The 26610-nt window shown below is 68.9% G+C and carries 21 protein-coding genes; 6 read left to right on the top strand and 15 right to left on the bottom strand.

Going from position 1 to position 26610, the window contains the following annotated elements; all coding sequences use genetic code 11:
• The first annotated feature begins 1507 nt into the window (after window positions 1-1507).
• Both C7444_RS05870 and C7444_RS05865 read left to right on the top strand, forming a co-directional pair.
• Window positions 1508-3559, top strand: coding sequence for a phage integrase family protein (locus C7444_RS05870; RefSeq protein ID WP_110399906.1), 2052 nt, complete (start codon window positions 1508-1510; stop codon window positions 3557-3559).
• A gap of 106 nt (window positions 3560-3665) precedes the next feature.
• Window positions 3666-4157, top strand: a complete 492-nt coding sequence (locus C7444_RS05865; protein ID WP_110399905.1) for a cupin domain-containing protein — start codon at window positions 3666-3668, stop codon at window positions 4155-4157.
• 30 nt (window positions 4158-4187) lie between these two features.
• Here the strand turns inward: C7444_RS05865 and icmF are convergent, their stop codons facing one another.
• Window positions 4188-7478, bottom strand: a complete 3291-nt coding sequence (gene icmF / locus C7444_RS05860) for a fused isobutyryl-CoA mutase/GTPase IcmF (RefSeq protein ID WP_110399904.1) — start codon at window positions 7476-7478, stop codon at window positions 4188-4190.
• A 61-nt stretch (window positions 7479-7539) separates the two neighbouring features.
• Between icmF and C7444_RS05855 the strand changes: the two genes are divergently transcribed.
• Complete coding sequence (locus tag C7444_RS05855; RefSeq protein ID WP_245909424.1) at window positions 7540-8661, top strand: AraC family transcriptional regulator; 1122 nt, start codon at window positions 7540-7542, stop codon at window positions 8659-8661.
• A gap of 18 nt (window positions 8662-8679) precedes the next feature.
• Here C7444_RS05855 and C7444_RS05850 read toward each other — a convergent pair whose 3' ends face one another.
• Window positions 8680-9108: a winged helix-turn-helix transcriptional regulator gene (locus tag C7444_RS05850; protein WP_110399903.1), complete on the bottom strand. Its 429-nt coding sequence runs from the start codon at window positions 9106-9108 to the stop codon at window positions 8680-8682.
• 93 nt (window positions 9109-9201) lie between these two features.
• Between C7444_RS05850 and C7444_RS05845 the strand changes: the two genes are divergently transcribed.
• Window positions 9202-10053, top strand: coding sequence for an SDR family oxidoreductase (locus C7444_RS05845; RefSeq protein ID WP_110399902.1), 852 nt, complete (start codon window positions 9202-9204; stop codon window positions 10051-10053).
• Window positions 10054-10064: 11 nt separating this feature from the next.
• On the opposite strand, the gene C7444_RS05840 is transcribed toward C7444_RS05845, so the two are convergent.
• On the bottom strand, window positions 10065-11045 hold the full coding sequence (locus C7444_RS05840; RefSeq protein WP_110399901.1) for a LysR family transcriptional regulator: 981 nt from the start codon (window positions 11043-11045) through the stop codon (window positions 10065-10067).
• Between the two features lie 126 nt (window positions 11046-11171).
• On the opposite strand from C7444_RS05840, the gene C7444_RS05835 reads away from it, so the two are divergent.
• The gene (locus tag C7444_RS05835) at window positions 11172-12215 is read left to right on the top strand and encodes a LacI family DNA-binding transcriptional regulator (protein ID WP_110399900.1); all 1044 of its coding nucleotides are present in this window, start codon (window positions 11172-11174) and stop codon (window positions 12213-12215) included.
• On the opposite strand, the gene C7444_RS05830 is transcribed toward C7444_RS05835, so the two are convergent.
• The 10 genes from C7444_RS05830 to bglB all read right to left on the bottom strand — a co-directional run bounded on the left by C7444_RS05830 (window position 12175) and on the right by bglB (window position 22695).
• Window positions 12175-13137 carry a sugar kinase gene (locus tag C7444_RS05830; RefSeq protein WP_110399899.1) on the bottom strand — a complete coding sequence of 321 codons (963 nt, stop codon included), beginning with the start codon at window positions 13135-13137 and terminating at the stop codon, window positions 12175-12177. The two genes, C7444_RS05835 and C7444_RS05830, sit on opposite strands and share 41 nt — an antisense overlap.
• A gap of 19 nt (window positions 13138-13156) precedes the next feature.
• Window positions 13157-14287 carry an ABC transporter ATP-binding protein gene (locus C7444_RS05825; protein ID WP_110399898.1) on the bottom strand — a complete coding sequence of 377 codons (1131 nt, stop codon included), beginning with the start codon at window positions 14285-14287 and terminating at the stop codon, window positions 13157-13159.
• A 20-nt stretch (window positions 14288-14307) separates the two neighbouring features.
• Complete coding sequence (locus tag C7444_RS05820) at window positions 14308-15204, bottom strand: carbohydrate ABC transporter permease (RefSeq protein WP_110399897.1); 897 nt, start codon at window positions 15202-15204, stop codon at window positions 14308-14310.
• Window positions 15201-16085 (bottom strand): carbohydrate ABC transporter permease, encoded by an 885-nt coding sequence (locus tag C7444_RS05815; RefSeq protein WP_110399896.1) that lies wholly within the window; start codon window positions 16083-16085, stop codon window positions 15201-15203. The genes C7444_RS05820 and C7444_RS05815 overlap by 4 nt, the downstream gene beginning before the upstream one ends.
• 38 nt (window positions 16086-16123) lie before the next feature.
• Window positions 16124-16885: a 2-dehydro-3-deoxy-D-gluconate 5-dehydrogenase KduD gene (gene kduD / locus C7444_RS05810; RefSeq protein ID WP_110399895.1), complete on the bottom strand. Its 762-nt coding sequence runs from the start codon at window positions 16883-16885 to the stop codon at window positions 16124-16126.
• Between the two features lie 74 nt (window positions 16886-16959).
• Window positions 16960-17796 carry a 5-dehydro-4-deoxy-D-glucuronate isomerase gene (gene kduI / locus C7444_RS05805; RefSeq protein ID WP_110399894.1) on the bottom strand — a complete coding sequence of 279 codons (837 nt, stop codon included), beginning with the start codon at window positions 17794-17796 and terminating at the stop codon, window positions 16960-16962.
• Window positions 17797-17845: 49 nt separating this feature from the next.
• Entirely contained in the window at window positions 17846-18868 is a 1023-nt protein-coding gene (locus C7444_RS05800; protein ID WP_110399893.1) for a porin, read from the bottom strand.
• 194 nt (window positions 18869-19062) lie between these two features.
• Window positions 19063-20295: a Gfo/Idh/MocA family protein gene (locus C7444_RS05795; protein ID WP_110399892.1), complete on the bottom strand. Its 1233-nt coding sequence runs from the start codon at window positions 20293-20295 to the stop codon at window positions 19063-19065.
• A gap of 10 nt (window positions 20296-20305) precedes the next feature.
• Window positions 20306-21613, bottom strand: coding sequence for an ABC transporter substrate-binding protein (locus tag C7444_RS05790; protein ID WP_110399891.1), 1308 nt, complete (start codon window positions 21611-21613; stop codon window positions 20306-20308).
• 44 nt (window positions 21614-21657) lie between these two features.
• Window positions 21658-22695, bottom strand: a complete 1038-nt coding sequence (bglB, locus tag C7444_RS05785) for a beta-galactosidase BglB (protein ID WP_211317490.1) — start codon at window positions 22693-22695, stop codon at window positions 21658-21660.
• A 338-nt stretch (window positions 22696-23033) separates the two neighbouring features.
• Here bglB and C7444_RS05780 point away from each other — a divergent pair, with 338 nt between their 5' ends.
• Complete coding sequence (locus C7444_RS05780) at window positions 23034-23738, top strand: alpha/beta fold hydrolase (RefSeq protein WP_110399889.1); 705 nt, start codon at window positions 23034-23036, stop codon at window positions 23736-23738.
• 19 nt (window positions 23739-23757) lie between these two features.
• On the opposite strand, the gene C7444_RS05775 is transcribed toward C7444_RS05780, so the two are convergent.
• Together C7444_RS05775 and tssA are read right to left on the bottom strand one after the other, a co-directional pair.
• The gene (locus tag C7444_RS05775) at window positions 23758-25410 is read right to left on the bottom strand and encodes a phage tail family protein (RefSeq protein ID WP_110399888.1); all 1653 of its coding nucleotides are present in this window, start codon (window positions 25408-25410) and stop codon (window positions 23758-23760) included.
• Between the two features lie 43 nt (window positions 25411-25453).
• Window positions 25454-26602: a type VI secretion system protein TssA gene (gene tssA, locus C7444_RS05770; RefSeq protein ID WP_110399887.1), complete on the bottom strand. Its 1149-nt coding sequence runs from the start codon at window positions 26600-26602 to the stop codon at window positions 25454-25456.
• Window positions 26603-26610: the final 8 nt, after the last annotated feature.

The raw sequence follows: 26610 nt of genomic DNA, 5'->3' as shown, positions 1-26610 counted from the left end.
GCTCGGAGCTTGTTCGCAGCAAGGGGGTGGAACCGTTCCACCCCCTTTTTTTGTCTCCAGAACATCGATGGACCGCGGTGGAGGGTGGGCAGGGGTGGAACGGTTCCACCCCTGCCGATGCACGTGGCTCACGAGGGTCGGCAGTCCTGGCGTTGCGGAAACCGTGGGCAGGCGCATGGCGGTGAACTGTCCTCAGCGGGCTCGGCCACCTTGTTGGCCGTGCGGTGGACGGCCTCCTGCGCTTGTGCTTCGAAGACCTGAGTGACCGTCCTTCGAATCAAGCACCGTGAAGCGCTCCGGGCCCGGCGTTGTCGCATGAACCTGGCTGCGAATGAACGCAACACGATCGCCCTGAGCGCCAGCGCGAAGCCATCGGCAGAGCTTCACCATCCTGCACCAGGGAAGAGCTGCCGGAGCTTGCGCGGGGGGTCTTTCCGTCGCACGCATTCATCGTGGCGGCGGTGATGGACTTCCGCTGCCCAGAGATGGTGTGCAGACTTTGGTGCTGCTGATCGACTGTCACGCCTCGGACTTGCCTCGGATCGTCGCACATCCAGAGCTTCTCGCCGTGGCATGAACCGCAGAAGCCGGCCCTGCATCGGGTGAGTCGGCCGGCTGAGCGATCAGTGTCGTGAGCCCGTGGGCGACGCTCAGAGGGGCCGGTGCCGGATCGGCCATGTCTTGGCTGTGGCTGGTCCCGCGGATGTTGCCGAGATTCTGTCTGGTCCTGTTCCCGGGAACGCTGACAGAACGGCATGGCGATGGCCTGCGCTCGCCCTGGAACTGGTGAATGGGCAGGGACCGGTACTCCTTCTCCCTTGGGCGAAAAGCTGGGTGAGGCTACGCCAGCCGTCCTGGCGACGAGCGAGTGCTGCCGTTCGAGGTCACCGGTCGGCCATGTCGCCGGCTTGCCTTCTGGTGTCCCGGGGGCTGCGGTGTCTGCCGCGATGAGAATCGGCGCTGGCCTTCGGCGAGTGTCCACCAGGAGAGATCAGGCGCATCCCCCTCCAGCGGATCTTCGTGTGCGTGGTCTGCAAGGGACGAGGACTTCCACGCAGTCAGTGCGTCGGGCCGCCGGGCTCGCCATTCGAGCGTCGTGTGGCCCCGGGTCTTGCACCAGAGCCGCGCGTTGCCGGGGAGGGCGCGAGGCCGCAGGCGCCAATGGCGGACAGCCCGTTTGATGCAGACCCGGGTGCGCCCCGTCGGGCGCCGCCGTGTGGGCCCCATGCCGGATGCTGAGCGCCAATCTCCGGTGGATCGGGGATGACCGTCGAATCCGGCCCCACTGTTCACGATCGGTCCTCACGTCGGGCGACAGGGTCTGAGCATGCCGCGAGCGGTGGTGAAGCCTGCCGGTCTTTCCTGGCTCCCACGGGTTGTTCGAGCAGAATTTGGAGTGCTTTCATGTGCATGATTACTATCCTTATCATGCGGCTGAAAAATCATCGACAAATCGGACTTGCGTGCACCACAATCGGCCAGGTGACTGATGCGACAGGACTTTTCCATGGGCAGCGCTGACGGGGTTGCCCCACTCCGGCGGGCCGATCCGCGGGCGCGCAAGCTCGGCGCCGATCATTTCGCGTTCATGCGGGCGGTCGTGCAGGGCCTGGACCTGCGGCACAGCTGGGAGCGTTACCTGGGCGTCGAAGGCGAGGCCACCGACCAGCGTCTGGTGCGCTCGACCATCGCCTGGATCCGCGACGAGTTCGCGGCCGCGGCCCGGCGCGAGGATCGCCCTGGCACGGCCCGGCTGGTGCGCATCGACGTGGCGACGCTGACCGAGCCGGCCCAGCGCCTGCCCGATCTCGAGGAGTTCGCGCACGAGCATGGCTTCGAGGATCAGTCCCAGGCCGAGCAGGTCGCCGCCTACCAGCAGCGGTACGGCCGGCTGTCCCAGCGCCTGCAGCGTCGGGGTCGCTTGATTGCCCGGCAGCTCGAGGCGCTGCGCTGGCTGGAGGATCTGGTGGCCCGTCCACCGGCTGCCGGTGACGCGGTGGCCGCCTGGCTGCATCCGGCGCTGGCCCGCCGCCTCGAGGCGGTCGACCTGTTCACGCTGGCCCAGTTGATCGAGCGCATCAACGGCGTGGGGCGGGGCTGGCATGCGGGCATCGCCGCCATCGGGCAGGGCAAGGCCCGGCGCATCCTGGACTGGCTGCGTCGCCACGAGGCCAGCCTCGGCCTGGCCGTCGGGCCGCATGTCGATCTGGCTCGCCGTCAGCTCTACACGCACGAGCTCGCGGCGGTGGTCGCCCCGGCCACGGCGATCCTGCCGCTGGAGAAGTTCATCGTGCCGGCCGCGCTCGACGGGCGCCAGGGGCTCTACCGCCGTCCGCAGGCGCAGTGCCTGCTGCGCGCGGACAACGATCACCAGGCCATCCTGGCGTGGCTGCGTTCCAAGCACGGCCTGAGCCCGGAGCAGAAGGCGCGGCTCCAGGCGGGCCGGCGCCAGCGCGACGCCGGGGTGGCACAGGACGATGACTGGCTGCGCTGCCTGTCCAGCACCCAGCGGGCCTACCGCAAGGAGGCCGAGCGTTTCCTGCTCTGGGCGATCGTGCACAAGGGCAAGGCGCTGTCGTCGATGAACCATGAGGACTGCCTCGAGTTCCGCGACTTCCTGGCCGATCCCCAGCCCCGCAGCCGCTGGTGCGGCGAGCGCTCGCGCGAACGCTGGTCGCCGCTGTGGCGGCCGTTCGAGGGGCCGCTGTCGGCCTCGGCGCAGCGTCAGGCGCTGACCATCCTGAAGAACCTCTACGGATTCCTGGTCGACCAGAACTACCTGATGGGCAACCCCTGGTCCGCGGTCGGGGTGCCCCGCGCCGGCGCGCCGAGCCTGAACGCCGGGCGCAGCCTGACGGTGGCGCAGTGGCACTTCGTGCGCGAGCGGCTCGAGCAGCGATCCGGCACGTCCGCCCAGCGGCGGCTGGGCTTGGCCGTGCACCTGCTCTATGCGACCGGGCTGCGCCTGTCGGAGGTGACGGCGGCCACCGTCGACGACCTGAGCTGGGTCGAGTATCCGCCCGACCTCGACGATGACGAGCCGCTCGAGGGCTGGGTGCTGCGGGTGGTGGGCAAGGGGCGCAAGCTGCGCCAGGTGCCGGTGCCCGCCGAGGTCATCGGCCAGCTCTCGGCCTACCTGTTGTCCAGGGGGCTGGACGCCGACCCCGAGCATGCGAGCAACCGGGGGGCTCATCTGCTGGGCCAGGCCAGCGACATCGCCGAGCGGGCGCCGGGGCTGAGGGGGTGCTCGCCTGCCGATCCCCGCCAGGGCATCGCGGCCAGCACGCTGTACGACCAGATCAAGGCCTTCTTCACCGACTGCGCCGCGGTGCTGCAGGCCCGGGGCGACACGCGTGGTGCCGATCGCCTGGCCCGCGCCAGCACCCACTGGCTGCGCCATTCGCACGCCAGCCACGCGATCGCCGCAGGCATGCCCATCGAGATCGCCCAGCAGAACCTGGGGCATGCCTCGCTGGCGACCACGACGGTCTACGTCAGCACCGAGGACAAGCGTCGCATGCGTGCCGTCGGTCGATTCTGGGGGGGCAGGAAGGCCTGATGGCGCGTGCGATGGCGTTGGCGGTGCCCGCTCGGGCACAACAGGCGTGCAAAAGCCGGCCTGCTCGGCGCTTCGTCTGCCACGGGCCCGTTCCTAGAATCCGCACATGCAGCAGCCGCACCTGAAGAATCTTGTCGCCATGGTCATCGGTGCGGTCATCGCGCTGACGGCCGCCGTGCTGTGGGATGCGTGGCACTACCTGCAGCAGGCGGCGCCTCCCTCGTCCGGGACGCAGCACCGTCCGATGGCGGCCTTCAACGTCGACCCGTCATGGGTGAAATCGGGCACCCCCAATTTCAGGGCGGTGGAGACCGCCCGCTCGGCGGACGGACGCAGCATCACCGGTCTGTGGGCCTGTGACGGCCCGACGACCTTCGAATGGACCTTCGGTCTCGACGAGACGGTGCACCTGCTCGAAGGTCGGGTCGAGGTGGAATACCTGGGCCGGCGCTTCGTGCTCGACCCGGGTCACACCGCTGTCTTCCACGCCGGCACGAAGGCCGTCTGGCACGTGCCCGAGCACGCCAAGAAGGTGTTCAAGCTGCAGCACCCTGGCCCGCTGGTGCTGGCCTGGCGCCACCTGTTCCCGGCTCGCTGAGCCCGCTGCGCCGGCCGTCCGGCAGCGGTTCTACATGCTGCGCCGGTACTGCCCGCCCACCTCGAACAGCGCGTTGGTGATCTGCCCCAGGCTGCAGCAACGCACCGCATCCATCAGCACGTTGAACACGTTCTGGTTGTCGATCACCGCCTGCTGCAGGCTCTTCAGCATGGCCGCTGATTCGGCCGCATGGCGGGCGTGGAAATCGGCCAGCCGGGCCAGCTGTGATTCCTTCTCCTCGGTCGTGCTGCGCGCCAGCTCGATCTGCTTCGGGTTCGGGTCTTCGTGCGGGTTGCGGAAGGTGTTGACGCCGATGATCGGGTACTCGCCGGTGTGCTTGAGCATCTCGTAGTGCATCGACTCTTCCTGGATCTTGCCGCGCTGGTAGCCGGTCTCCATCGCGCCCAGCACACCACCCCGGTCGGCGATCTTCTCGAACTCGGCCAGCACCGCCTCTTCCACCAGCTCGGTCAGCTCGTCGATGATGAACGCGCCCTGGTTGGGGTTCTCGTTCTTCGCCAGGCCCCACTCGCGGTTGATGATCAGCTGGATGGCCATGGCGCGGCGCACGCTGTCTTCGGTGGGCGTGGTGATGGCCTCGTCGAAGGCATTCGTGTGCAGGCTGTTGCAGTTGTCGTAGACCGCGATCAGCGCCTGCAGCGTGGTGCGGATGTCGTTGAACTGGATTTCCTGCGCGTGCAGGCTGCGGCCGCTGGTCTGCACGTGGTACTTCAGCTTCTGGCTGCGTTCGTTGGCGCCGTACTTGTCGCGCATCGCCACCGCCCAGATGCGGCGCGCCACCCGGCCCAGCACGCAGTATTCCGGGTCCATGCCGTTGGAGAAGAAGAAGCTCAGGTTGGGCGCGAAGTCATCGATGTGCATGCCGCGCGCCAGATACGCCTCCACGAAGGTGAAGCCGTTGCTCAGCGTGAAGGCCAGCTGGCTGATCGGGTTGGCGCCGGCCTCGGCGATGTGATAGCCGCTGATCGACACGGAATAGAAGTTGCGCACGTTGTGGTGCACGAAGTACTCGGCGATGTCGCCCATCACCTTCAGGCTGAACTCGGTGCTGAAGATGCAGGTGTTCTGGCCCTGGTCTTCCTTCAGGATGTCGGCCTGCACCGTGCCGCGCACATTGGCTTGCGCCCATTCGCGGATCTTGGCGATCTCGGTGTCGGTGGGCGCGCGCCCGTTCTGCTGGGTGAACTTCTCGATCTGCTGGTCGATCGCCGCGTTCATGAACATCGCCAGGATGCTGGGCGCCGGCCCGTTGATCGTCATGCTGACGCTGGTGGCCGCATCGCACAGGTCGAAGCCCGAATACAGCACCTTCAGGTCGTCCAGCGTGGCGATGGACACGCCCGAGTTGCCCACCTTGCCGTAGATGTCGGGCCGGCGGTCGGGGTCGTTGCCGTACAGCGTGACCGAGTCGAAGGCGGTCGACAGCCGCTTGGCCGGCAGGCCCTCGCTCACCAGCTTGAAGCGCCGGTTGGTGCGGAAGGCGTCGCCTTCACCCGCGAACATGCGCGTCGGGTCCTCGCCCTCGCGCTTGAAGGCGAAGGTGCCGGCGGTGTAGGGGAAGCTGCCCGGCACGTTGTCCAGCATCAGCCACTTCAGCAACTCGCCATGGCATTCGAAGCCCGGCAGCGCCACCTTGCGGATCTTGTTGCCTGACAGCGTGGTGTGGACCAGGTTGGTGCGGATCTCCTTGTCGCGGATCTTCACCACGTACTCGTCGCCGGCATAGGCGCGCTGCATCTCGGGCCATTGGTCGAGCAGCTTCTTCGCCGCCGGGTCCTGGCGCGTGGCGCGCTCGTCGGCCAGGCGCAGCACGGTGTTCTTCGCGCCATCCTTCGAGGCGTCGTCGGCCGCCAGCATCACCGCTGTCGAGCGCAGCTGCTGCAGTTCCCGCGCCAGCTTCGCCTGCGCCCGCACGCGGGCCTTGTAGCCGCGCACGCTGTCGCTGATCTCGGCCAGGTAGCGCGTGCGCGAGGCCGGCACCACCGGCGTCTGGTGCGTGCTGTGCTTCGTGTTCACCAGCGGCAGGCGGCCGTCGTGCAGCTTCAGGCCGCGCTCGATCAGCCGTGCCTTGATCGCCTGGTACAGCGCGGTCACGCCGTCGTCGTTGAAGCGGCTGGCCATGGTGCCGAACACCGGCATCTGGTCGGGCAGGACGTTGAAGGCATTGCGGTTGCGCTGCACCTGCTTGGCCACGTCGCGCAGCGCGTCGGCCGCGCCCTTGCGGTCGAACTTGTTGATCGCAACGAACTCGGCGAAGTCGAGCATGTCGATCTTCTCGAGCTGGCTGGCCGCGCCGAACTCGGGCGTCATCACGTACATCGGCACGTCGACCAGCGGCACGATCGCCGCGTCACCCTGGCCGATGCCCGAGGTCTCGACGATGACCAGGTCGAAGCCCGCCACCTTGGCGGCGGCCAGCACGTCGGGCAGGGCGGCGCTGATCTCGCTGCCGGTGTCGCGCGTGGCCAGCGAGCGCACGTAGACCCGCTGCCCGTTCTGCCAGGGGCCCGTGGCGTTCATGCGGATGCGGTCGCCCAGCAGCGCGCCGCCGCTCTTGCGCCGGCTGGGGTCGATGCTGATCACGGCGATGCGCAGCGCGTCGTCCTGGTCCAGCCGGATGCGACGGATCAGCTCGTCGGTCAGGCTGCTCTTGCCGGCGCCGCCGGTGCCGGTGATGCCCAGCACCGGGGCCTTGGCCAGTTTGGCGGCGGCATGCAATTCGGTGACGAGTGCTGCCGAGGCCTTGCCGTTTTCCAGCGCGGTGATCAATTGCGCCAGGCAACGCCAGGCCGCTTCGCCGTGGCCCTGGATGGCGGCCAGGGTGGTGGGTGCATGGCCGGTCAGGTCGCGGTCGGCGCGCATCACCATCTCGCCGATCATGCCGGCCAGACCCATGCGCTGGCCGTCCTCGGGGCTGAAGATGCGCACGCCGTGGCCGGCCAGCATCTTGATCTCCTCGGGCACGATCACCCCGCCGCCGCCGCCGAAGACCTGGATGTGCTCACCCCCCCGCGCCTTCAGCAGTTCGACCATGTAGCTGAAGTACTCGTTGTGCCCACCCTGGTAGCTGCTGACGGCGATGCCCTGCACGTCTTCCTGCAGCGCAGCGGTCACCACCTCGTCGACCGAGCGGTTGTGGCCCAGGTGGATCACCTCGGCGCCCATGCCCTGCAGGATGCGCCGCATGATGTTGATCGCGGCGTCATGGCCGTCGAACAGGCTGGCGGCGGTGACGAAGCGCACCTTGTGGGTCGGGCGGTACTGGGCCAGTGCCTTGAACTCGGCGGAAAGGTCGGTCATGTCTTGTCTCCTGGGGGCATGCACTCGCCGACCACTGTAGGCAGGCGCCGGGGCGGGCGCCATGACCGCGGCCGCCAGCGTGCTGGCGTTTTTTGCCACCCGTTCCCGCTGGCCGATAATCGTGCCGATGCAGGCGAGCTCGACCGAACGGGACGACCCCATCGAGCGGGACACCGTCTCGATGTACTTCGTCCAGGCCGCGGTGGCCCGGCTCGATGCCGCGGCCACCGAGCGGGTGCTGGCCGCCGCCGGCATCCCCACGGCGCTGCTGGGCGCCACCGCCGCCCGTGTGCCCGCGCCGGCCTTCTCCCAGCTGTGGCTGGCGGTGGCACGTGAGCTGGACGACGAGTTCTTCGGGCTCGACCGGCGGGCGATGAAGGTCGGCAGCTTCGCGCTGCTGTGCCAGGCCGTGCTGGGCTGCGAGAACCTCGACCGGGCGCTGCGGCGCATGCTGCGTGGTCTGGCGCTCTTCCTGGACGAGGTGCGGGGTGAGCTGCACGTCGAGGGCGGCCGGGCCGAGCTGCGGCTGATCAACCGCATCGAGGGTGCCGCGCAGCGGCGGTTCGCCGACGAGACCTTCCTGATCCTGGTGCACGGCCTGGCCTGCTGGCTGGCCGGGCGGCGCATCGAGCTGCAGCAGGTCGAGTTCGCGCACGACCGGCCGCCCCATGCGGGCGAGTACACGCTGATGTATTCGCAGCACGTCGGCTTCGACGCCCCGTTCACCTGCATGCGCTTCGACGCCCGGGCGCTGTCGAGCCCGGTGGTGCAGACCGCCGCGACCCTGGCCACCTTCCTGCGCCACTGCCCGCAGTCGGTCTTCCTGCGCTACAAGAACCACGACAGCTGGACCGCCCGGCTGCGGCGGCGCCTGCGCGGCTGCGCCGGCTCCGACACCTGGCCGGTGCTGCAGGACGTGGCCGCCGAGCTCGGCACCACACCGACCACGCTGCGCCGCCGCCTCGAGGCCGAAGGCACCAGCTACCAGGGCATCAAGGACCAGCTGCGCAGCGACCTGGCGATCGACCGCCTGTGCCACGGCACGCTGAGCATCGACGAGATCGGCGCCGAGCTCGGCTTCCACGACGCCAGCGCCTTCCACCGGGCCTTCAAGCGCTGGAACGGCCTGCAGCCGGGTGAATACCGGCGTCGCCGGCTGGAGCCGGCCGGCGAGAGTCGCTGAGCCGGGCGCCCCCGGGCCTCAGGCCTGTGGTGGTGATGGGGTCGGTGCGGGTGCGGGTGCGGGTGCGGCCGCCGGGCGCTCCCGCGTGCCCAGGATGGCGGGCAGATTGCCCTCGATCCAGTCCGCCAGGCCCTGCACCCGCTGCCCGACCTCGACGCCCAGCGGCGTCAGGCTGTATTCCACGTGCGGCGGCACGACCGGATGGGACAGGCGCCGCACGAAGCCGTCGCCCTCCAGCCATTGCAGCGTCTGGGCCAGCATCTTCTCGCTGACCCCGCCGATGTGGCGGCGCAGTTCGCTGAAGCGCAGCGTGCGGCCCATCAGCGCGACCAGCACCAGCACGCCCCAGCGGCTGGTGACGTGCTTGAGCACCTCGCGCGAAGGGCACTGCTCGGCGAACAGGTTGCCACGCTGCAGCGCCTCGCTCAGGGTCACGGGAGTGTCCATGGTACTTACCTTTTTGTGCGTACTTACAAAAAGTGAGTGTAATGGTTAAGCTGGCGCCCTGTCTTCACCCGTTCAACAACAGAAGGAACACGCATGATCGCCATCACCGGTGCCTCCGGCCAGCTGGGCCGCCTCGTCGTCGAGGCGCTGCTCGAGACCGTGCCCGCCGCCCAGATCGTCGCCGCGGTGCGCGACCCGGCCAAGGTGGCCGACCTGGCCGCCCGCGGCGTGCAGGTCCGCCTGGCCGACTACGGCCGTCCCGACACGCTGGTGCCGGCCTTCCAGGGCATCGACAAGCTGCTGCTGATCTCGTCGAGCGAGGTCGGCCAGCGTGTCGAGCAGCACCGCCACGTGATCGACGCGGCGCGCCAGGCCGGCGTGGGCCTGGTCGCCTACACCAGCCTGCTGCATGCGGACCGCTCGCCGCTGGGCCTGGCCGCCGAACACGTCGCCACCGAGGCGCTGCTGAAGGCCTCCGGCCTGCCGCATGTGCTGCTGCGCCACGGCTGGTACACCGAAAACTACCTCGCCAGCATCGCCCCGGCGCTGCAGCATGGCGCCTACATCGGCAGCGCCGGCGCGGGTCGCATCGCCTCGGCCACCCGGGCCGACTACGCGGCCGCTGACGTCGCGGTGCTGCTGCGCGACGACCAGGCCGGCCGGGTGCACGAACTGGCCGGCGACCAGGCCTACACGCTGGCCGAGCTGGCCTCCGAGATCAGCCGCCAGTCCGGCCGCTCCGTGGTCTACCAGGACCTGCCCCAGGCCGACTTCCAGGCGGCGCTGCTGGGCGCGGGCCTGCCCGAGCCGCTGGCCGCGCTGCTGGCCGACTCCGATGCCGGTGCGGCGCAAGGCGCGCTGTTCGACGACAGCCACCAGCTCAGCGCGCTGATCGGCCGTCCCACCACGCCGCTGGCCGGACTGGTGCGCGCCGCGGTGCAGTGAACGCCGGCCCGTCACCCACCCGGCGGGCGGGCGGCCTTTGATCGTTTCGCCGCCCGCGGGGTGGCCTGGAGCCTGGCGTTGTGCTGCAGGTGCGTGATGAAGGCCTGGGCGATCTCCGACAGCGGTTCGTCGCGCCGGGTCAGCAGCCCGAAGGCCTTCAGCTCCTGGCCGACGACCAGGGGCAGGGCCACGAGCAGCCTGGCCTTGACATGGTCACGCACCACCGATTCCGGCAGCACGGCCACGGCGTCGCTGGACTGCAGCAGTTGCAGCGTGGCGAAGACCGAGGTGCATTCGATGACGTCCGCGGGACTGGCCACGCCGGCCCGGGTGAACTCCTCCTCGAGCAGCAGGCGCGACGGGCTGCTCATGGTCTGCAGCACCCAGGGCCAGCGCACCAGTTCCGGCCAGTCCAGGCTGCGCCGCCGGGCCAGCGGATGCTGGTGTCGCACCACCGCCCGCAGCGGCTCGTCCGACAGCGGCGCGAAGTCGAACTTGTTGTGCTGCAGCGGATCGCTGAACCGCCCCACGGCGAGTTCGATGTCATGGCGCTCCAGCAGAACGCCGATCTGGTCGCTGGTCTCGCCGAGGATGCGGATGTTCAGTCGCGGTCGCTCGCGCTTGATGTCGGCCACGGCCCGGGCCACCAGGTCGGGTGCCGCGCCCATGATGGTGCCGAACACCAGGTGCCCGTGCCCGCCGCGCCGCTTGATCTCGATGCCTTCGAGGAAACGCTCCAGGCTGGCCTGGGTCTGGCGCGCGTAGGCCACGACCTCGCTGCCCAGCGGGGTGGCCCGCATGCCACGTGCATGGCGCTCGAACAGCGCACCGCCGAAGGCGCTCTCGATGTCCGAGAGCATCTTCGTCGCCGAAGGCTGGGTGACGTTGATCAGCGCGGCCGCCTGGTTCAGGGTGGAGGCCTCGCCCAGCGCGCTCAGCAGCGACCAGTGCTTGAGCCGCAGGCGGTTGACGAGTCGGGGTGTCAGCGACATGCGGACTTTCGGTTCAGGGGCATTGCGCAGCGCAAGGGTCGGCGTCGATTCTGCATCGAAATCCATCCGGTCCGGCCGTGGCCGGGAAACGGTCTAATACGCTTCCACGCGACAAGGAAGTGACCCATGAAGAAGGCTCGCGCCGCGGCGGCGCCCGCGCAGACCACCGTCTACGACCTGGCCGAGAAGGCGGGCGTCTCCGCCATGACCGTCTCGCGCGCGCTGAGCGGCAACGGTTATGTCGCCAAGGCGACGCGCGCCAGGGTGCTGGCCGCGGCCGAGGAGATGGGCTACTTCCCCAACATCGCCGCCAAGGGGCTCAAGCGCACCCGCACCCATGTGCTGGGCATGCTGGTCAACGAACTGCATTCGCCCTATCTGGCGCAGATCGTCTCGGCGGTCAGTCTGGCGACCCGGCGCCATCGCATGGACCTGTTCATCGGCCTGACCGCGCACGACCCGGACGACGACTCGCCGCCGGCCATCAAGCACATGCTGAGCGGCCTGTGCGACGGCCTGCTGCTGGCCCTGCCCAGGTCGCGGCAACTGATCGAGACCGTCGAGCGCAGCGGCCTGCCCGCGGTGCTGCTGGACTACAGCCGCAGCGGCACGACGCTCGACATCGTGCGCGGGGACAACCACGACAGCGCCAAGGCGGCAGTGGATCACCTGTTGAGCCTGGGCCATCGACGCATCGCCTTCATCGCCGGCACCTCGCACACCGGGCAGTCGCCGGAGCGCCAGCGCGGCTACCTCGACAGCCTGAAGGCGGCCGGGCTGGCCGGCGATCCGGCGCTGATCGTGCAAGGCGGGTTCGACCAGGCCCAGGCCTTCGAGCGCACCCGGCAGCTGCTGGCCCTGAGCGTGCCGCCGACGGCGGTCTTCGCGGCCAGCGACGAGATGGCCTTCGGGGCGATGGATGCGGTGCGCACGCTCGGCCTGCGCGTGCCCGACGACGTGTCCATCGTCGGCTACGACGACATTCCCCCCTCGATGCACACCCAGCCCGGCCTGACCACCGTGCGCCAGTCCACCACCGAGATCGCCGAAGCCGCCGTCAGGCTGCTGCTGCAGCGCATCGACGATCCGGTGCCGGCCGCCGCACCGATCGAGTTCGCCAGCCAGCTGGTCATCCGGGGTTCCACCGGTCCGTCGCCGTCGCCGGGATGATCGCCCCGGCATGCTGGATCACCTCGGCCGCCAGCGCGTGGCCGAGCTTGGCGGCGCTCTCGACGTCGCGACCGATCATCCGGGCGCACAGGTAGCCCGCGGCGAACGAATCACCAGCCGCCGTGGTGTCGACCACCCGCGCGACGGGCACGGCGGCGACCTCGACCGTCGTGCCATCGGCGCGGCGCACGATGACCGGCTGCGCGCCTCGCTTGATCACCACCTCGGATGCCGGCAGCGCCAGGCTGCGGGCGACGGCCGCGTCGAGCGTCGGCAGCCCGTGCAGCAGGCGCTCGTCGTCGGCGGTCACCAGGGCGATGTCGGTGCAGGCGAAGGCCTGCGCGAACCAGGCCTGGGCGACCTCGGCATCGGGCCACAGGCGTGGCCGGTAGTTGTTGTCGAAGACCACCCGGCCTCCCCGGGCGCGCAGCCGCCGGGCCAGATCCAGCAGGCGCAGGCGGGCCGCGTCGGGCAGGATGGCCAGGCTGATGCCGCTGAAGTACAGGGTGTCGATGTCGGCGCCGGCCTGCTCCAGCGGCGTCTGCGGCACATCGAAGTAGGACCGCGCGGCGCTGCTGTCGCGCCAGTAGGCGAACTGGCGCTCGCCGCTCGCGTCGAGGTGGATCGAGTACATGCCGGGCAGGCGGCCGGCGAGGTGGCGCACCAGCGAGGTGTCGATGCCCTCGGCCTGCCAGCGCTGCACCAGCCCCTGGCTGTAGACGTCGTCGCCCAGACCGGTGGCGTAGCAGGCGCGGATGCCGTGGCGCGCGCCCAGCCGCGCCAGGTAGACGGCGGTGTTCAGCGTGTCGCCGCCGTAGCTCTGGCGCAGCGGGCCGAAGGGTTCGCCCTGCAGCTCGATCATGCATTCGCCGAACACGGCGACCTGGCGGCCCGCGGCCGCGGCTTGCTCTGGTGGTTTCATGCGGACACCTGCTCCGGCATCACAACGTCAGGTTGACGCCGCTGGTGGCGTCGAACACATGGCACCGGTCCATCTGCACGACGAAGTCGTGCGACGCGCCACGGCCCTTGCCGGCGAGCTGGCCCAGCCGGTCCGAGGGCAGCCGGCTGGCCAGCGGCACGCCCCCGACGTCGAAGTGCACGAAGATCTCGCTGCCCATGTTCTCCTGCAGGCGGATCTGCCCGCCGATGACCGGGCCCGGCCGGTCCGCCGTCTCGCGTGAGGCGATGTGCTCGGGCCGGATGCCGAAGCGCACGGTGCTGCCCAGGTGCCCGCGCAGCCGGTCCGCCTTGTGCCCGGGCAGCGGCAGCACGACCCCTCCAACCTCGATCGCGGTGCCCCCGCCATGCTCGGTCACCCGGGCTTCGTGCAGGTTCATCTCGGGCGAGCCGATGAAGCCGGCCACGAAGGCGTTGGCGGGGCGCTCGTAGAGCGCGGTCGGGGTGTCGACCTGCTGGATCGTCCCGTCCTTGAGCACGCAGATGCGCTCGCCCATCGTCATCGCCTCGGTCTGGTCGTGGGTGACGTAGATCACCGTCGAGGGCTGGCCTCTCTGCTTGAGCTGCTTGTGCAGCTCGGTGATGCGCACCCGCATCGAGGCCCGCAGCTTGGCGTCCAGGTTGGACAGCGGCTCGTCGAACAGGAAGACCTCCGGCCGCTTGACGATGGCCCGGCCCACCGCCACCCGCTGCGCCTGGCCGCCCGACAGCTGCTTGGGCAGGCGGTCGAGCAGGTGCTCGATCTCCAGCGTCCTGGCGGCCTGGTCGACCCGCTGCTTCAGGTCCTCCTTGCCGGTGCCCGCCAGCTTGAGGCCGAAGGCGAGGTTCTCGCGCACCGTCATGTGCGGGTAGAGCGCATAGTTCTGGAACACCATCGCGATGCCGCGCTGCTTGGGTGCGAGGTTGTTGACGACCGTGCCGCCGATGTGCAGCTCGCCCCCGCTGATGCTCTCCAGCCCCGCGATCATGCGCAGCACCGTGCTCTTGGCGCAGCCCGAGGGTCCGACGAAGACGATGAACTCCCCGTCGTGGATGTCGAGATCGATGCCGTGCACGGCCTTGAACCCGTTGCCGTAGACCTTCTCCAGGCCCTTGAGTGAAACGTTTGCCATGATGTGTCCTTGAGAAGGGTTCAGCCCTTGATGCCGCTGGACGTGGCACCTTCGATGAAGTGGCGCTGGGCCATGAAGAAGACGATGACCGAGGGCAGCAGCGCGACCACGGAGATCGCGATGACGCTGGCCCACTCGACCTCCTCGGTGGCCCCGATGCTCATCTTCAGTGCCAGCGAGACCGGGTAATGCTCGACCGTCGACAGGTAGATCAGCGGGCCCATGAAGTCGTTCATGGTCCAGATGAACTGGAACACCACCACCGAGATGATGGCGGGCTTGAGCAGCGGCACGATGATGTACCAGAGCAGCTGCGCCGAGTTGCAGCCATCGATCTGCGCGGCCTCCTCCATGTCGCGCGGCACGGCCCGCAGGAACTGCACCAGCAGGAAGATGAAGAACGCGTCGGTGGCGAAGGCCGAGGGCACGATCAGCGGCAGGTAGGTGTCGAGCCAGCCGAACTCCTTGTACATCAGGTACTGCGGCACGCGCAGGATGATCTGCGGCAGCATCATCGTGGCGATCATGATGCCGAACAGGACCTTGCGTCCCCAGAACTCGAAGCGCGCGAAGGCATAGGCCACCATCACGCACGAGATCACGGTGACGATGATGCGCGGCACGATGATCGCGAACGAGTTCAGGAAGTAGGTCGCGAAGGTGAACTCGGTGCTGGTCTTCCAGCCCTTCACGTAGGCGCTGAAATCGAGGCGGTCGGGCCAGAAGCCGATCTCGGAGAAGATCTCGGCGTTGCTCTTGAACGAGGCCCCCACCAGCCAGATCAGCGGGTAGAGCATCAGCACCCCCACGGTGATCAGCAGGGTGTAGCGCACGAGGGTGCTCAGCAGCTCGCGGCGCTGCGTGCGCAGCGCCTCGTCGCCGGCGACCTGCACGTCGGTCCGGGTGATGGTGCTCATCGTGCCTTCTCCTTCTCGCCCGAATAGAACACCCAGTACTTCGAAGACCAGAAGGCGATGCCGGTCATCACCACGACGAGCAGGAACATCACCCAGGACAGCGCGCTGCCGTAGCCGAGGTTGAAGAACTTGAAGCTCTGCTCGTAGATGTACAGGGACAGCAGGTAGGTCGAGTGCAGCGGGCCGCCCTCGGTCACCATGTAGGGTCCGTTGAACTCCTGGAAGGCCTGCACCGTCTGCATCACCAGGTTGAAGAAGATCACCGGGGTGATCAGCGGCACCGTGATGCGGAAGAAGATGCTGAACTTGCCGGCCCCGTCGATCAGCGCAGCCTCGTACAGCGAGATCGGCACGTTCTGCAGCGCGGCCAGGAAGATCACCATCGCCGAGCCGAACTGCCAGACGTTGAGCAGCACGATGGTCCAGATGGCGTAGTGCTCGTCGGCGAGCCAGTCGATCGGCGTGAAGCCCAGCTGGATCAGCACGATGTTGATCAGCCCGTTGCGCGAGAACAGGAAGCGCCACATCACCGCCACCGCGACCGAGCCGCCCAGGATCGACGGCAGGTAGTAGGCCGACCGGAAGAAGTCGATGCCACGCAGCCTGAAGTTCAGCACCTGCGCGATCAGCAGCGCGAAGGCCAGCCGCATCGGCACGGTGAGCACCACGAACAGCATCGTCACCCCGAGCGACTGGGTGAACAGCGGGTCGCCGGCCATCTCGCGGTAGTTGTCCAGGCCGGCGAATTCCGGCGGGTTGATGATGTCGTAGTGCGTGAAGCTCAGCGCGAACGACATCACGAAGGGGAACAGGGTGAAGATCAGCATGCCGAGCACGAACGGCAGGGCGTACATGAAACCCAGGGTCTTGTTTTCATACATGGGGTGTCTCCTTTGGCGTCAGTCCCCGGAGTCTGCCGTCAGCGTGCCAGCCAGCCACCGTCGACCGCCAGGGTGTGTCCATGGACATAGTCTGACGCAGACGAGGCCAGGAAGACGACCGGACCGGCCAGATCGGCCGGCGTGCCCCAGCGTGCGGCGGGGATGCGATCGAGGATGGCGCGGCTGCGGCCCTCGTCGGCACGCAGCGCGGCGGTGTTGTCGGTCGCCATGTAGCCCGGGGCGATCGCGTTGACGTTGATGCCCAGGCCGGACCACTCGTTGGCCATCAGCCGGGTGATGCCCATCACGCCGCTCTTGGAGGCGGTGTAGGAGGGCACGCGGATGCCGCCCTGGAAGGACAGCATCGAGGCGATGTTGATGATCTTGCCCGTCGTCTTCTGCGCGATGACCTGGCGCGCGAAGGCCTGCGACAGGAAGAACACCGTCTTCAGGTTGATGTTCATCACGTCGTCCCAGTCCTTCTCGCTGAACTGGAGGGCATCGTCGCGCCGGATGATGCCGGCGTTGTTGACGAGGATGTCGACCTGGCCGAAGGCCTGCACCGCCTGGGCGACGATGTCGGCGACGCCGCCGGTGTCGCCCAGGTCGGCCTGAACGGCGTGGAAGCGGCGGCCCAGGTCCTGGACGTGGCGGGCGGTCTCCCGGGCGTCGGACAGGTTGACGCCGACGATGTCGGCGCCGGCGGCGGCCAGTGCGCGGGCCATGCCCTGGCCGAGGCCGGTGTTGCAGCCGGTGACGATGGCGACCTTGCCATCGAGTTGGAAGTCGTGTCTGGCCATGTGGCCTCCGTGTGGGGTGGGGGTTGCAGCGTGTGCGTGTGCGTGCGCTTGCGCGTCAGGGAGGGCTGGCGGCTTCAGCGCAGGTCCTGCATCCGGACGTGGTCCATGTCGGGGAAGACCTGGTTCTCCCCGACCATGCCCCAGATGAAGGTGTAGGCCTGGGTGCCGACCCCCGAGTGCAGCGACCAGCTCGGGCTGATCACGGCCTGCTCGTTGCGCACGATGACGTGCCGGGTCTGCTGCGGCTCGCCCATCATGTGGAAGACCACCGCGTCATCGGCCATGTCGAAGTAGAAGTACACCTCCATGCGGCGCTCGTGCGTGTGGCAGGGCATGGTGTTCCACAGGCTGCCCGGCTCGAGCCGGGTCATGCCCATCACGAGCTGGCAGGAATCGACCACGCCGGGCACGATGAACTTGTGGATGGTGCGGCGGTTGCTGTTCTTCGCGTCGCCCAGCGTCTGCGGCGAGGCCTGCTCCAGCGTGATCCTGCGGTGCGCGAAGCTGCTGTGCGCGGGGGCGCTGTTGAAGTACAGCCGGGCGGGGCGGGTGGCATCGAGGCTGGCGAAGGTGACCTCGAGCGCACCCCTGCCGATGTACAGCGCCTCGTGCGTCGAGACCTCGAAGCGCTGGCCGTCGATCGTCACCAGCGCGTCACCGCCGATGTTGATCAGGCCCAGTTCGCGTCGCTCCAGGAAGCTGGCCGTGCCCGTGTGCCGGCCGAGTTCGGGCCCGAAGGCCAGCGGCACGTCGGCCGGCTGGATGCCGCCGACGATGATGCGGTCGATGTGGCTGTAGGTCAGCGTGATCTCGCCGCTGCGGAAGATCCGCTCGACCAGGAACTCGCGCCTCAGGCCCTCGGTGTCGAGTTGCCGGGCGTGCTCGCTGTGGATGGCTTGTCGGATGTCCATGGATGCTCCAGGTGGGATGGGGCGCGCCGCCGCGGGCGCGCACTCCGGGTCAGAAGGTCAGTGCGATGCCCAGGTCGGCCACGGTCGCCTGGCGATAGGTGAGGGCCGTGCTGCCCTCGGCCGTCTTCAGCCGCGCCACGTCGGCGTAGAGGTAGGTCCGCTTGCTCAGCAGGTAGTCGACGCCGGTGCCCAGCACCGTGTCGGTGGCGGACTGGCTGCCGACGAAGTCCTTGGTCTTCAGGCGCCCGTAGCCGGCCTTGATCACCAGCTTGCCCACCGGGATCCGGGCCCCGAACGCGACGCCGGTGCGGTCGCGTGCGCTGTCGATCGTGTCCTGGTGGCTGAAGCCCAGGAAAGCGATGGCGCGGCCGAAGTCGTACTTGCCGGCGATCTCGACCAGGCTGTTGCCGGCCGAGTTCTTCTCCCAGCCCGCCATCGCGTTCAGCGCGCCGGCCTTGTATTCGGCCGACAGGCCCGTGTGGCGGTGCTTGTAGCCGGCCACCCCTTCGGTCGGCGAGAACGAGGCGCGCAGCACCGTGCCGCCGAGGTCGGGGCTCTGGTAGAAGATACCGTTGTTGACCCGACCGCCGCCGGCGCCGTTGCTCTGCGCCGGGTCGGAGTTGAAGCCCGCCGTCAGCACGCCCTGCAGCGAAGCGACGGTGGCGACGCCGTAGACGTCGTAGGCCCCGTTCGGATCCTGCACGGCCGTGAGGCCGCGACCCATCCGGATCCAGCCGAAGCCGCCACGCAGGCCCACCCGCGACTCGCCCTGCCAGAACGGCCGGCTGGTGCCCCCGCTGGGGTTCTCGAGCGTGCCGGTGTCCGGCTCGAAGCGGTGCTGCAGGCCGAAGGTGGCGGTCAGGCCGCCGCCGAGATCCTCGGCCCCCGAGAAGGTGATGCGGTTGTTGTTGCCGCGGGCGACCGCGTAGGTCGGCGTGCCGGCGCTCGGGTTGCCGTTGTACTTGACGCCGATGTCGAGCAGACCGGTGATGTTGACCGCCGACTGGGCGGAGGCGCTGCCGATGCTGGTGATGATCAGGGCGGCGGCGGCGAAGGATGTTTGGGTCTTCATGCGGGTGTCTCCTGTGGTCTCGAGTCTTGAGAAGCGGATGAAACGATCGACCCGACAGGCTCACGCAGGGAGCCAGCGGTGCGATTCCAGGTCCAGCCGGCATCGGGCCATGGCAGGCACCGGCGCGCGACCGTCCACGCCATCGACCGGCAGGGTCGATGGCGACGGAGTCTTCAGGGGGGCCGGGCGACCGGCTAGGGGGCGTGCTGCACGACGGCCTCCACCGCCTCGGCCTGCCCGGAGGCCACGCTCTTCATCGCCGCGATGCCGCACAGCGCGGCCAGCGCACCGGCCCGGGCCCCCGCCCGCTGTCCCAGCGGGTCGGTCGGGGCGGGTCGGAACAGCCGGTCCTGCAGGGCCGCATCGCCGCCGAAATGTCCCCCGGCACCGTGGGCGACCCACAGCGTGCGGGCGGGTCCGGCGTTGCGCAGCACGCGGATCTCGTCGGCGGGTGGGGCCGCCCAGGGCTGGCGTTCATGCTGTCGCACCTCGATGCGACCCTCCAGGCCGTTGAAGGCGAGCTGGTATCCCTCGATCGGCAGGTAGGTGTTGAGCGAGTAGTTCACCTGCGTGCCTGAACGGTAGGACAGCGAGGCGCTCATCGTGTCGGGGATGTCGATCTCCGGCCGGAACACGCAGGCATCACGCACATAACCATCGAGCTGCGAGGCCTGCTCGTACAGGCCGGCGAGCCACGGATCGGCGCCGATGTCGGTGTGGAACTCGCAGCGCCGCTCGCAGGTCCGGCAGCGGGTGCCGCCCTGCACGCCGTTGCGGCCGTAGCGGCGCAGTGCCGCCCGGGCGAACACCTGCACCGGCTCGTCGTCCAGCCACCAGTTGAGCAGATCGAAGTGGTGCGAGGCCTTGTGGACGAACAGGCTGCCGGAGCGATCCTGACGGGCATGCCAGCGGCGGAAGTAGTCGGCACCATGCTGGACGTCGAGGAACCAGCTGAAGTCCACGGACTGCACCGGGCCGATCACGCCCGACGCCAGCAGCTGCTTGAGCTGCACCGAGGTCGGCGTGAAACGGTAGTTGAAGGCCACGTCCACACGCCGGCCGGTGCGCTGCTCGGCCTCGATGATGCGTGCGCATCGCGCGGCGCTGATAGCCATCGGCTTTTCGGTGATCACGTCGCAGCCGGCTTCCAGCGCCTCCACGATGAAAGTGTCGTGCAGGTGGTCGGGCACGCAGACGATCACGCAGTCCGGGCGCACCTCGCGCAGCATCCTGGTGTAGTCCGCATGGACCGGCACGTCGGCACCGATCACGGACTGCGCGTGCTCGCGCCGTCGTGCATTGCTGTCGCACAGGCCGACCATCTCGACCCAGCGGCCCTGTGCGTCCAGCAGCTCGCGGCCCCACATGCCGGTGCCGCGATGACCCAGGCCGACCAGTGCCACACGTTTGCGGGTGAACGTCGACATGTGCGTGCCCTCAGAACTTGATGCGCTGCAGCGTCGAGTTGCCTTCCTCGAGCAGGCGCCTGGCGGCCTCGTCATCGCTGATCTTGCCGTATGCCACCTGGTCGAAGGTGTCGCGCATCAGCTTGGCCATGCGGGCGTTCTCGAACAGCGGGGACGGCGGCGTGATCCTGCCGGCCTCGCGCACGGCCTTGATCTGCTGGAAGGCCTGCATCTCGACCGGACCGATCCGGCCCTCGCGGAACAGCTCCTTGACCTGGCTCTGCGCCAGCGGGATGCCGCGGCTGTTGATCAGGATGCGTCCGGCCTCGACATCGGTGAGCATGAAGCTGATGAACCGGGCCGCCAGCTCCGGCTGCTTGCTGTTGCGGCTCGCGGCCAGCACCATCGCGGCGCGGCCGACCATGCCCGAGTTCCTGGCATCGGGCAGGGTCAGGAAGTCACCGATCACGGCCTGCTGCGGGGCCGCCAGCGCCGCCACGCGCAGTCGCGTGGCCGAGTCCCAGGCGCAGTAGCCCAGCCAGTTGCCGTTGACCCAGTCGGGTTGCTGCTCGGTGGGCTTGTCGGCGCCGCCGAGCGCGGCCCGGGTCGGCTGGGGCACGCCGACGTGGTTGCTGGTCAGGCGCTTGTAGGCCTGGATCCACTCCTTGATGGCCGCCGCGCTCATCGCCACCTTCGGTTCGGTCGGGTGCACGTAAGGCTGGCCGAACTTCTGGAAGGCATAGGTGTGGGCCAGCAGCAGCATGTCCAGGCTGTCGCCGTCGAGCACATAGGCCTTGTCGCCCAGCTTCTTCTGGACCTGGGGGCCGAGGGCGAGCAGCTCGTCCCAGGTCCTGGGGATCTGCAGGCCGGCCTTCTCGAACGCCGTCTTGTTCCAGACGAAGACCCGGGCCGTGAACGAGGCTGGCAGCGCGTTCAGCTTGCCCTTGACCATGCCCATCTTCAGCGCGTCGTCGGTGAACTGGTCCAGCGCCATCACCGGGCGGTACTTGTTGAGGTCCAGGAAACCGTCGCCGTTCTTCGAGAACATCGGCAACCAGGCCCAGTCGGTCTGCATCACGTCGGGCTCGGAATTGCCGGCGATCTGGGTCGTCAGGCGCTCCAGGTAACCCTGGAAGCCGCCGTACTCGGCCTTGATCTTGACGCCCGGGTTCCTGGCCTCGAAGGCCTCGATGGCCTTCAGGGTGAGCTGATGGCGCTCGTTGCCTCCCCACCAGGAGAAGCGCAGCGTCGTCGTCGGCTGCGCGAAGGCGCTGGACAGGGAACCGGCACAGGCGAGGGCGCAGACGGTGCTCAGAAGGCGGCGGCGGTGATCGTTCATGGATGTCTCCTTGTTCTGCGGTATCGGGTCGGGAACGTTTGAGCTCAGATGAAATGGTGCAGGTATTCGGTCAGGCACAGGATGGCCATCGCCTGTCCGTAGGGCATGGAGGTCAGCGCGACGTCCTTGTAGTACTGCAGCGTGTCGCCCATGGCCGTGCCGAAGGAGACGTTGCGCAGTTCGCCGCTGGCATCGATCTGGCTGATCACGCCCTCGACGGCGCGCCGGGCATGCGGCAGGCACGACGGATCCAGATAACGCTTGCGCACGCCCTTGAGCATGCCGAAGGCGAAGCCGGCCGCAGCCGAGCTCTCGAGGTAGGAGCTGCGGTCGTCGATCAGCGTGTGCCAGAGGCCGCTTTCGGCATCCTGGTGCCGGCACAGCGCGTCCACCTGGGAGCGCAGCGTGCCCACCAGGATCTCGCGCAGGTGCTCGCCCGGGGGCAGGTCCAGCAGCTCGATGAACTCGGGGATGGCGATCGTGATCCAGCTGTTGCCACGGGCCCAGAGGGCGCGTGCGAAGTTGTGCCGGCCATCGAAGGTCCAGCCGTGGAACCACAGGCCGGTGCGGGTGTCGGTCAGGTACTTGATGTGCAGCAGGAACTGGCGCTTGGCCTCCTCGACATAGGCCGGCCGGTTCAGCACCAGTCCGATCTTGGCCAGCGGCAGCACGCACATCATCAGCGTGTCGTCCCACATCTGCTGCGGGTTGTCGCTGTTGAACACGATGTGCTGCAGCCCGGCTTCTTCGGTGCGCGGCATCTCGTGCATCACCCATTCGGCCCAGATGTCCAGATAGGGCAGGTAGCGGCTGTCGCCGGTCGCCTCGTACAGGTGCGCGAGCGTCAGCATCGCGGCCATGGTGTTGACGTTCTTGGTCGGCGTGCCGGCCGCGAAGCGGTCGTCGAACCAGCGCGTGATGGTGTCGAGCGCCCGGGCATCGTGCGTCAGGCGCTGGTAGCGCAGCAGGCCGTACAGGCCGATGCCGTGGGTCCATTCCCAGTCGTTCCAGCCCTTGGTGTCGATGACGCGCCCGTCGTCGAGCTTCAGCAGGAAGCGGCCGTCGGCATCCTTGATGTTCACTAAGTTATCGATAACACATCGGACAAGCTGATGAAGTTCTGCGGGGGTATGACGGCTGGGCTGGGAGATCGCCATGGGTTCAGGCCTCGGGACAGTGGGTGGGGGAGGGACAGGTCTGTCCGTGGCGCAAATGTAAGAGGCCGATCGCCGAGACTCCAATCAAAAATTGCGCGAAGGCTATTCCATTATCGAATCGCTTGATTGGTGAAAACCCGATAACGGATTGGCTGCTGCCGACCATCGAGACCGGGTCCGCCAGCGGCCCGATCGTGAGCCGGACGGACACGCTGGCACACTGGCACGGACTTCGTTCCTGCGCCCCTGCGGGCGGCCTGCACATGACACGACTCGACTTCATTCCCGGCACGATGTGCGACGAACGGGTGTGGGCCACGCTGCGGCCTCACCTGCCCGCGGGCTGCAGCGCCCGCTTCGTGCCGCTGCAGCAGGCGACCAGCCGCCGGGCGATGCAGCAGACGATCGCCCGCGAGAGTGGCGATCCGGCCCACCTGGTGGCGTTCTCGATGGGGGGCTATCTGGCGCTGGAGCACGCCCTGAGCCACCCGGGGCAGGTGGCGTCGCTGACGATCATCGCGGCGTCGGCCCGCGGCCTCGGCGAGCAGGAGAAGACGCAGCGCCTGCGCACGCTCGAACTGCTGGCCCGGGCGCCGTTCGCGCCGATGTCGCCGGCCCGGCTGGCCCAGTTCGTCCACCCCGAGCGCCTGCAGGACGCGGACGTGGTCGGCGTGATGCAGCGCATGTACGACACGCTGGGCGGCGAGGTGCTGGTGGCCCAGATCCGCGAGACCATGGACCGGCCGTCGCTGGTCGAGCGCCTGCCGGAGATCACCTGCCCGGTGCTGATCGTCGGCGCCGAGCAGGACCGCCTCGTCGAGGTGGCCGATCTGCAGGAGATGCAGCGCCACCTGCCGCAGGCCGAGCTCTGCCTGCTGCCGCAGACCGGGCACATGATTCCGCTGGAGCGGCCCCGCGCGCTGGGTGAAGCGATCACGCGCTTCCTGCCGCGGACTGGTGCGGCCTGAGCGCCGCACCAGTCCGCCTTCACAGCCCGCCGGCCAGGGCCAGGACCCGGTCCGTGTGGCTGAGCGTGGCGGTGTGGTCGCGGGTGGCGTGCGTCAGCAGACGCTGCACGTCGGCGTTGGCCGAGTGGACACGGAAGCCCGAGGCGGCCATGTAGCGCTGGCCGAACTGCTTGAGCCGGGTGAAGTAGCTGTCGCCGGCGCTGAAGGTGGCCGGCTCGATCATCTTCGGGCTCAGCGTGTCGTCCGACAGCTTGATCATCGTCCACAGGCTGCCGCAGATGCCCGAGTTCAGCGTCAGCATCGGGATCAGCGGGCTGGCGTCGCAGCCCTGCTGGAAGAACGCCTTGAAGCCTTCGGTGTCGTGGATCAGGCTGCCGCTGCGTGGCGTCAGGTCCGGCCGCAGGTGGCCGTGCTCGTTGCGGGTGGCAAAACGCTGCTGCTCGGTCCACAGCGTGCGGGCCTGGTCCAGGAAGTCGTGGATGTCCGACTGCTCGCACAGCCGCTTGATCGTCACCACGATGAACTCGACGCCGCTGATGATGGCGCCCACCAGCGCCCCCATGCCCGGCAGGAAGACCTGGGTGGCCACGCCGGCTCCGCCCTTGAGCGCGCTCCACAGCCCCGTGCCGATGCCCTGCTGCATCTGTGACTCGATGGCCGCGCCGATCTGCTCGGGGTGGCCGGACATCAGGTTCACCTGGCGGCGCATCAGCCAGGTCTCGATCGAGGTCTTGCTCGCCTGCAGCGTCTTGACCACCCCCTGGCCGATGTCGATCGCCGAGCTCAGGTAGGGCACGGCGTTCTGCAGGATGTTGGCCACCACCAGCTTGACCAGCGTGCCCGCGACCTGCAGCACCAGGCGCTCGTTGGCGCGCAGCTTGCGCAGGAACCAGCCGAGGAAGTCCTGCACCGCCCGCAGCACCGTCTGGCTGATCTGCATCATCACCGGGCCGAGCGCCGCGAAGCCCGCCACCAGGCCGGTCGGGTCCATCGCGAGCAGCGCCTGCCGGTCTTGCGGCCAGGCCAGCCGTGGCAGGGTCAGGCTCGAGGGCGTGACGAGGTCACGCTGCACCTGCGACCCCGCCAGCAGGCCGGTGCGTGCGGCCCCGGCACCCAGGCGGGCCGTGGCCGCCCCGAGCGTGGAGATGTGGCTGCCGCCCAGTGCATGGCCGGCCACCGTGGTGCTGAACTGCGGCCCCATCGCCTGCCCGACCACGTTGCCGGTCGAGGCGAGGCCCTCCAGCGCGAGGCTGAGGTGGTTCAGGTCGATCCGTGCATGGCCGAGCAGGTAGAGCACGCCAAAACGCGACTCGGGCACGTCGTGGCTGAGCACCCGCCGCAGGCCGGCCTCCCGGTGGTCGGCCGCGCCATGCTGCTGACGCAGGTGATCGTGCAGGCGCTGCATCAGCCCGTCGCTGGCCTGGTTGCGCGCCACCAGATGCCAGTGGCCCCCCTTGGTGGTCAGGAACTGGTCGAGCGCGGTCAGCAGCGCCCGCTCCGCCGCCGGACCCCGGTTCGGGCCGCTGACGCAGCGCTGGTAGGCCAGGTCGACCGCCCGGGTGTCGCTGCTGCGGGCCTTGAAGCGCTGCGAGGTCTTGCTCAGCCACTGCTCGTAGGACACGAACGGCGGGCGCAGCGGCGGGGTGAACGAGAAGGTCTCGGGGGGGGGCATGGCGGTCTCCGCAGGCAGGGGGAACGGGAGGGGCTCGAGGGGGTCAGTCCGTGGCCTGGGTCAGCCCCAGCACGGTGAACAGCCGGTTCAGGTCACCTTCCTCGCGCAGCAGCAGCTGCATCAGCTGCGGCAGCGGCAGCTCGCCCCAGCCGATCGCGCGGCGGATCAGGTAGGGCGTGGGGCTGTGCGGCTCGGTGCGCTGCAGGTAGTCGGCGACCATCGTGAGCAGCCGGTAGGCCTCGTCCCGGGAGCGGATCGAGCCGCCGCTGGCGAGGGCGACCGGGTCGGCGTGCAGGGTCACCGGGTCGGCGGCGGTCTCGGACATGTCGGGGCTCCCTGCGGACGGATCGGTGGGCCCGCCTTCGGCCGGTGCGGCCGCGGCAGGCTCCGGCGGGGCCGGACGGGCGGCGATCAGCTGGTTGAGCACCCGCTCGATCTGCGCCAGCGTCTCGGCCATCTTGCCCAGGCTGGGCGCGTCGGCCCCCAGGTGCTGGTTGACCATGCTGTCGAGGCGGGCCCATTCACCGGCCAGCATCAGCACCTGCTGGCGGCGCGCCTTGAGCTGGGCGGTCGACGGGCCTCGGCCTCCGTGCAGCAGCTCGTCGCGGGTGGGCAGGCTCGACGCGTCGCTGCCCGGTGGGGACGCCGGCGGGTCGTCGTCGCGGCGCAGGCTGCGGTCCCAGTCCTCGAGCGAGATGCGCGGGGGACGGCGGTCGGGCCACTGGGTCACGCCGACCTGCAGGTACACGGTGAGCGGCAGCGACTCGTTGAGCCAGACCAGCGGGGCGACCCGGGCATCGGTGTCGCCCGCCTCGATGCGCGGATGCATGCCGTCCCAGTGCCGCTCGATCAGGCCGATCAGCAGCGCGATGCCGGCCTGCAGGCCGTCGAGATCGTGCAGGTGGATCCAGGCCTCGGTGACCCAGGCGGCCACCTGCAGGTCCTTGCTGCGCTCGGCCAGCAGCCGGGTGCCCAGCAGCACGACGGCCGGCCAGTCGGCCTTCTTCAGCGGGCGCTCCCATTCGCCCATCGGCAGGCTGGGGTCGTCGGCCTCGCGGGCGCGGCGCATCTCGGCCATCGTGCGGTCGTAGCGCATCGAGGGCCCGGCCGGATCGGCACCGGGGATCGGGGCCAGCAGCTCGTCCAGGTCGAACAGCAGCGGGGGCAGGGGGTGGAGCAGCGGGGCGTTCATGGCGGTTC

This window comes from Sphaerotilus hippei (assembly GCF_003201595.1).
GTDB classification, from domain to species: Bacteria; Pseudomonadota; Gammaproteobacteria; order Burkholderiales; family Burkholderiaceae_C; genus Sphaerotilus; species Sphaerotilus hippei.
Note: the sequence above shows the minus strand (reverse complement) of the source record. Positions and strands in the feature narration are given on the sequence as shown.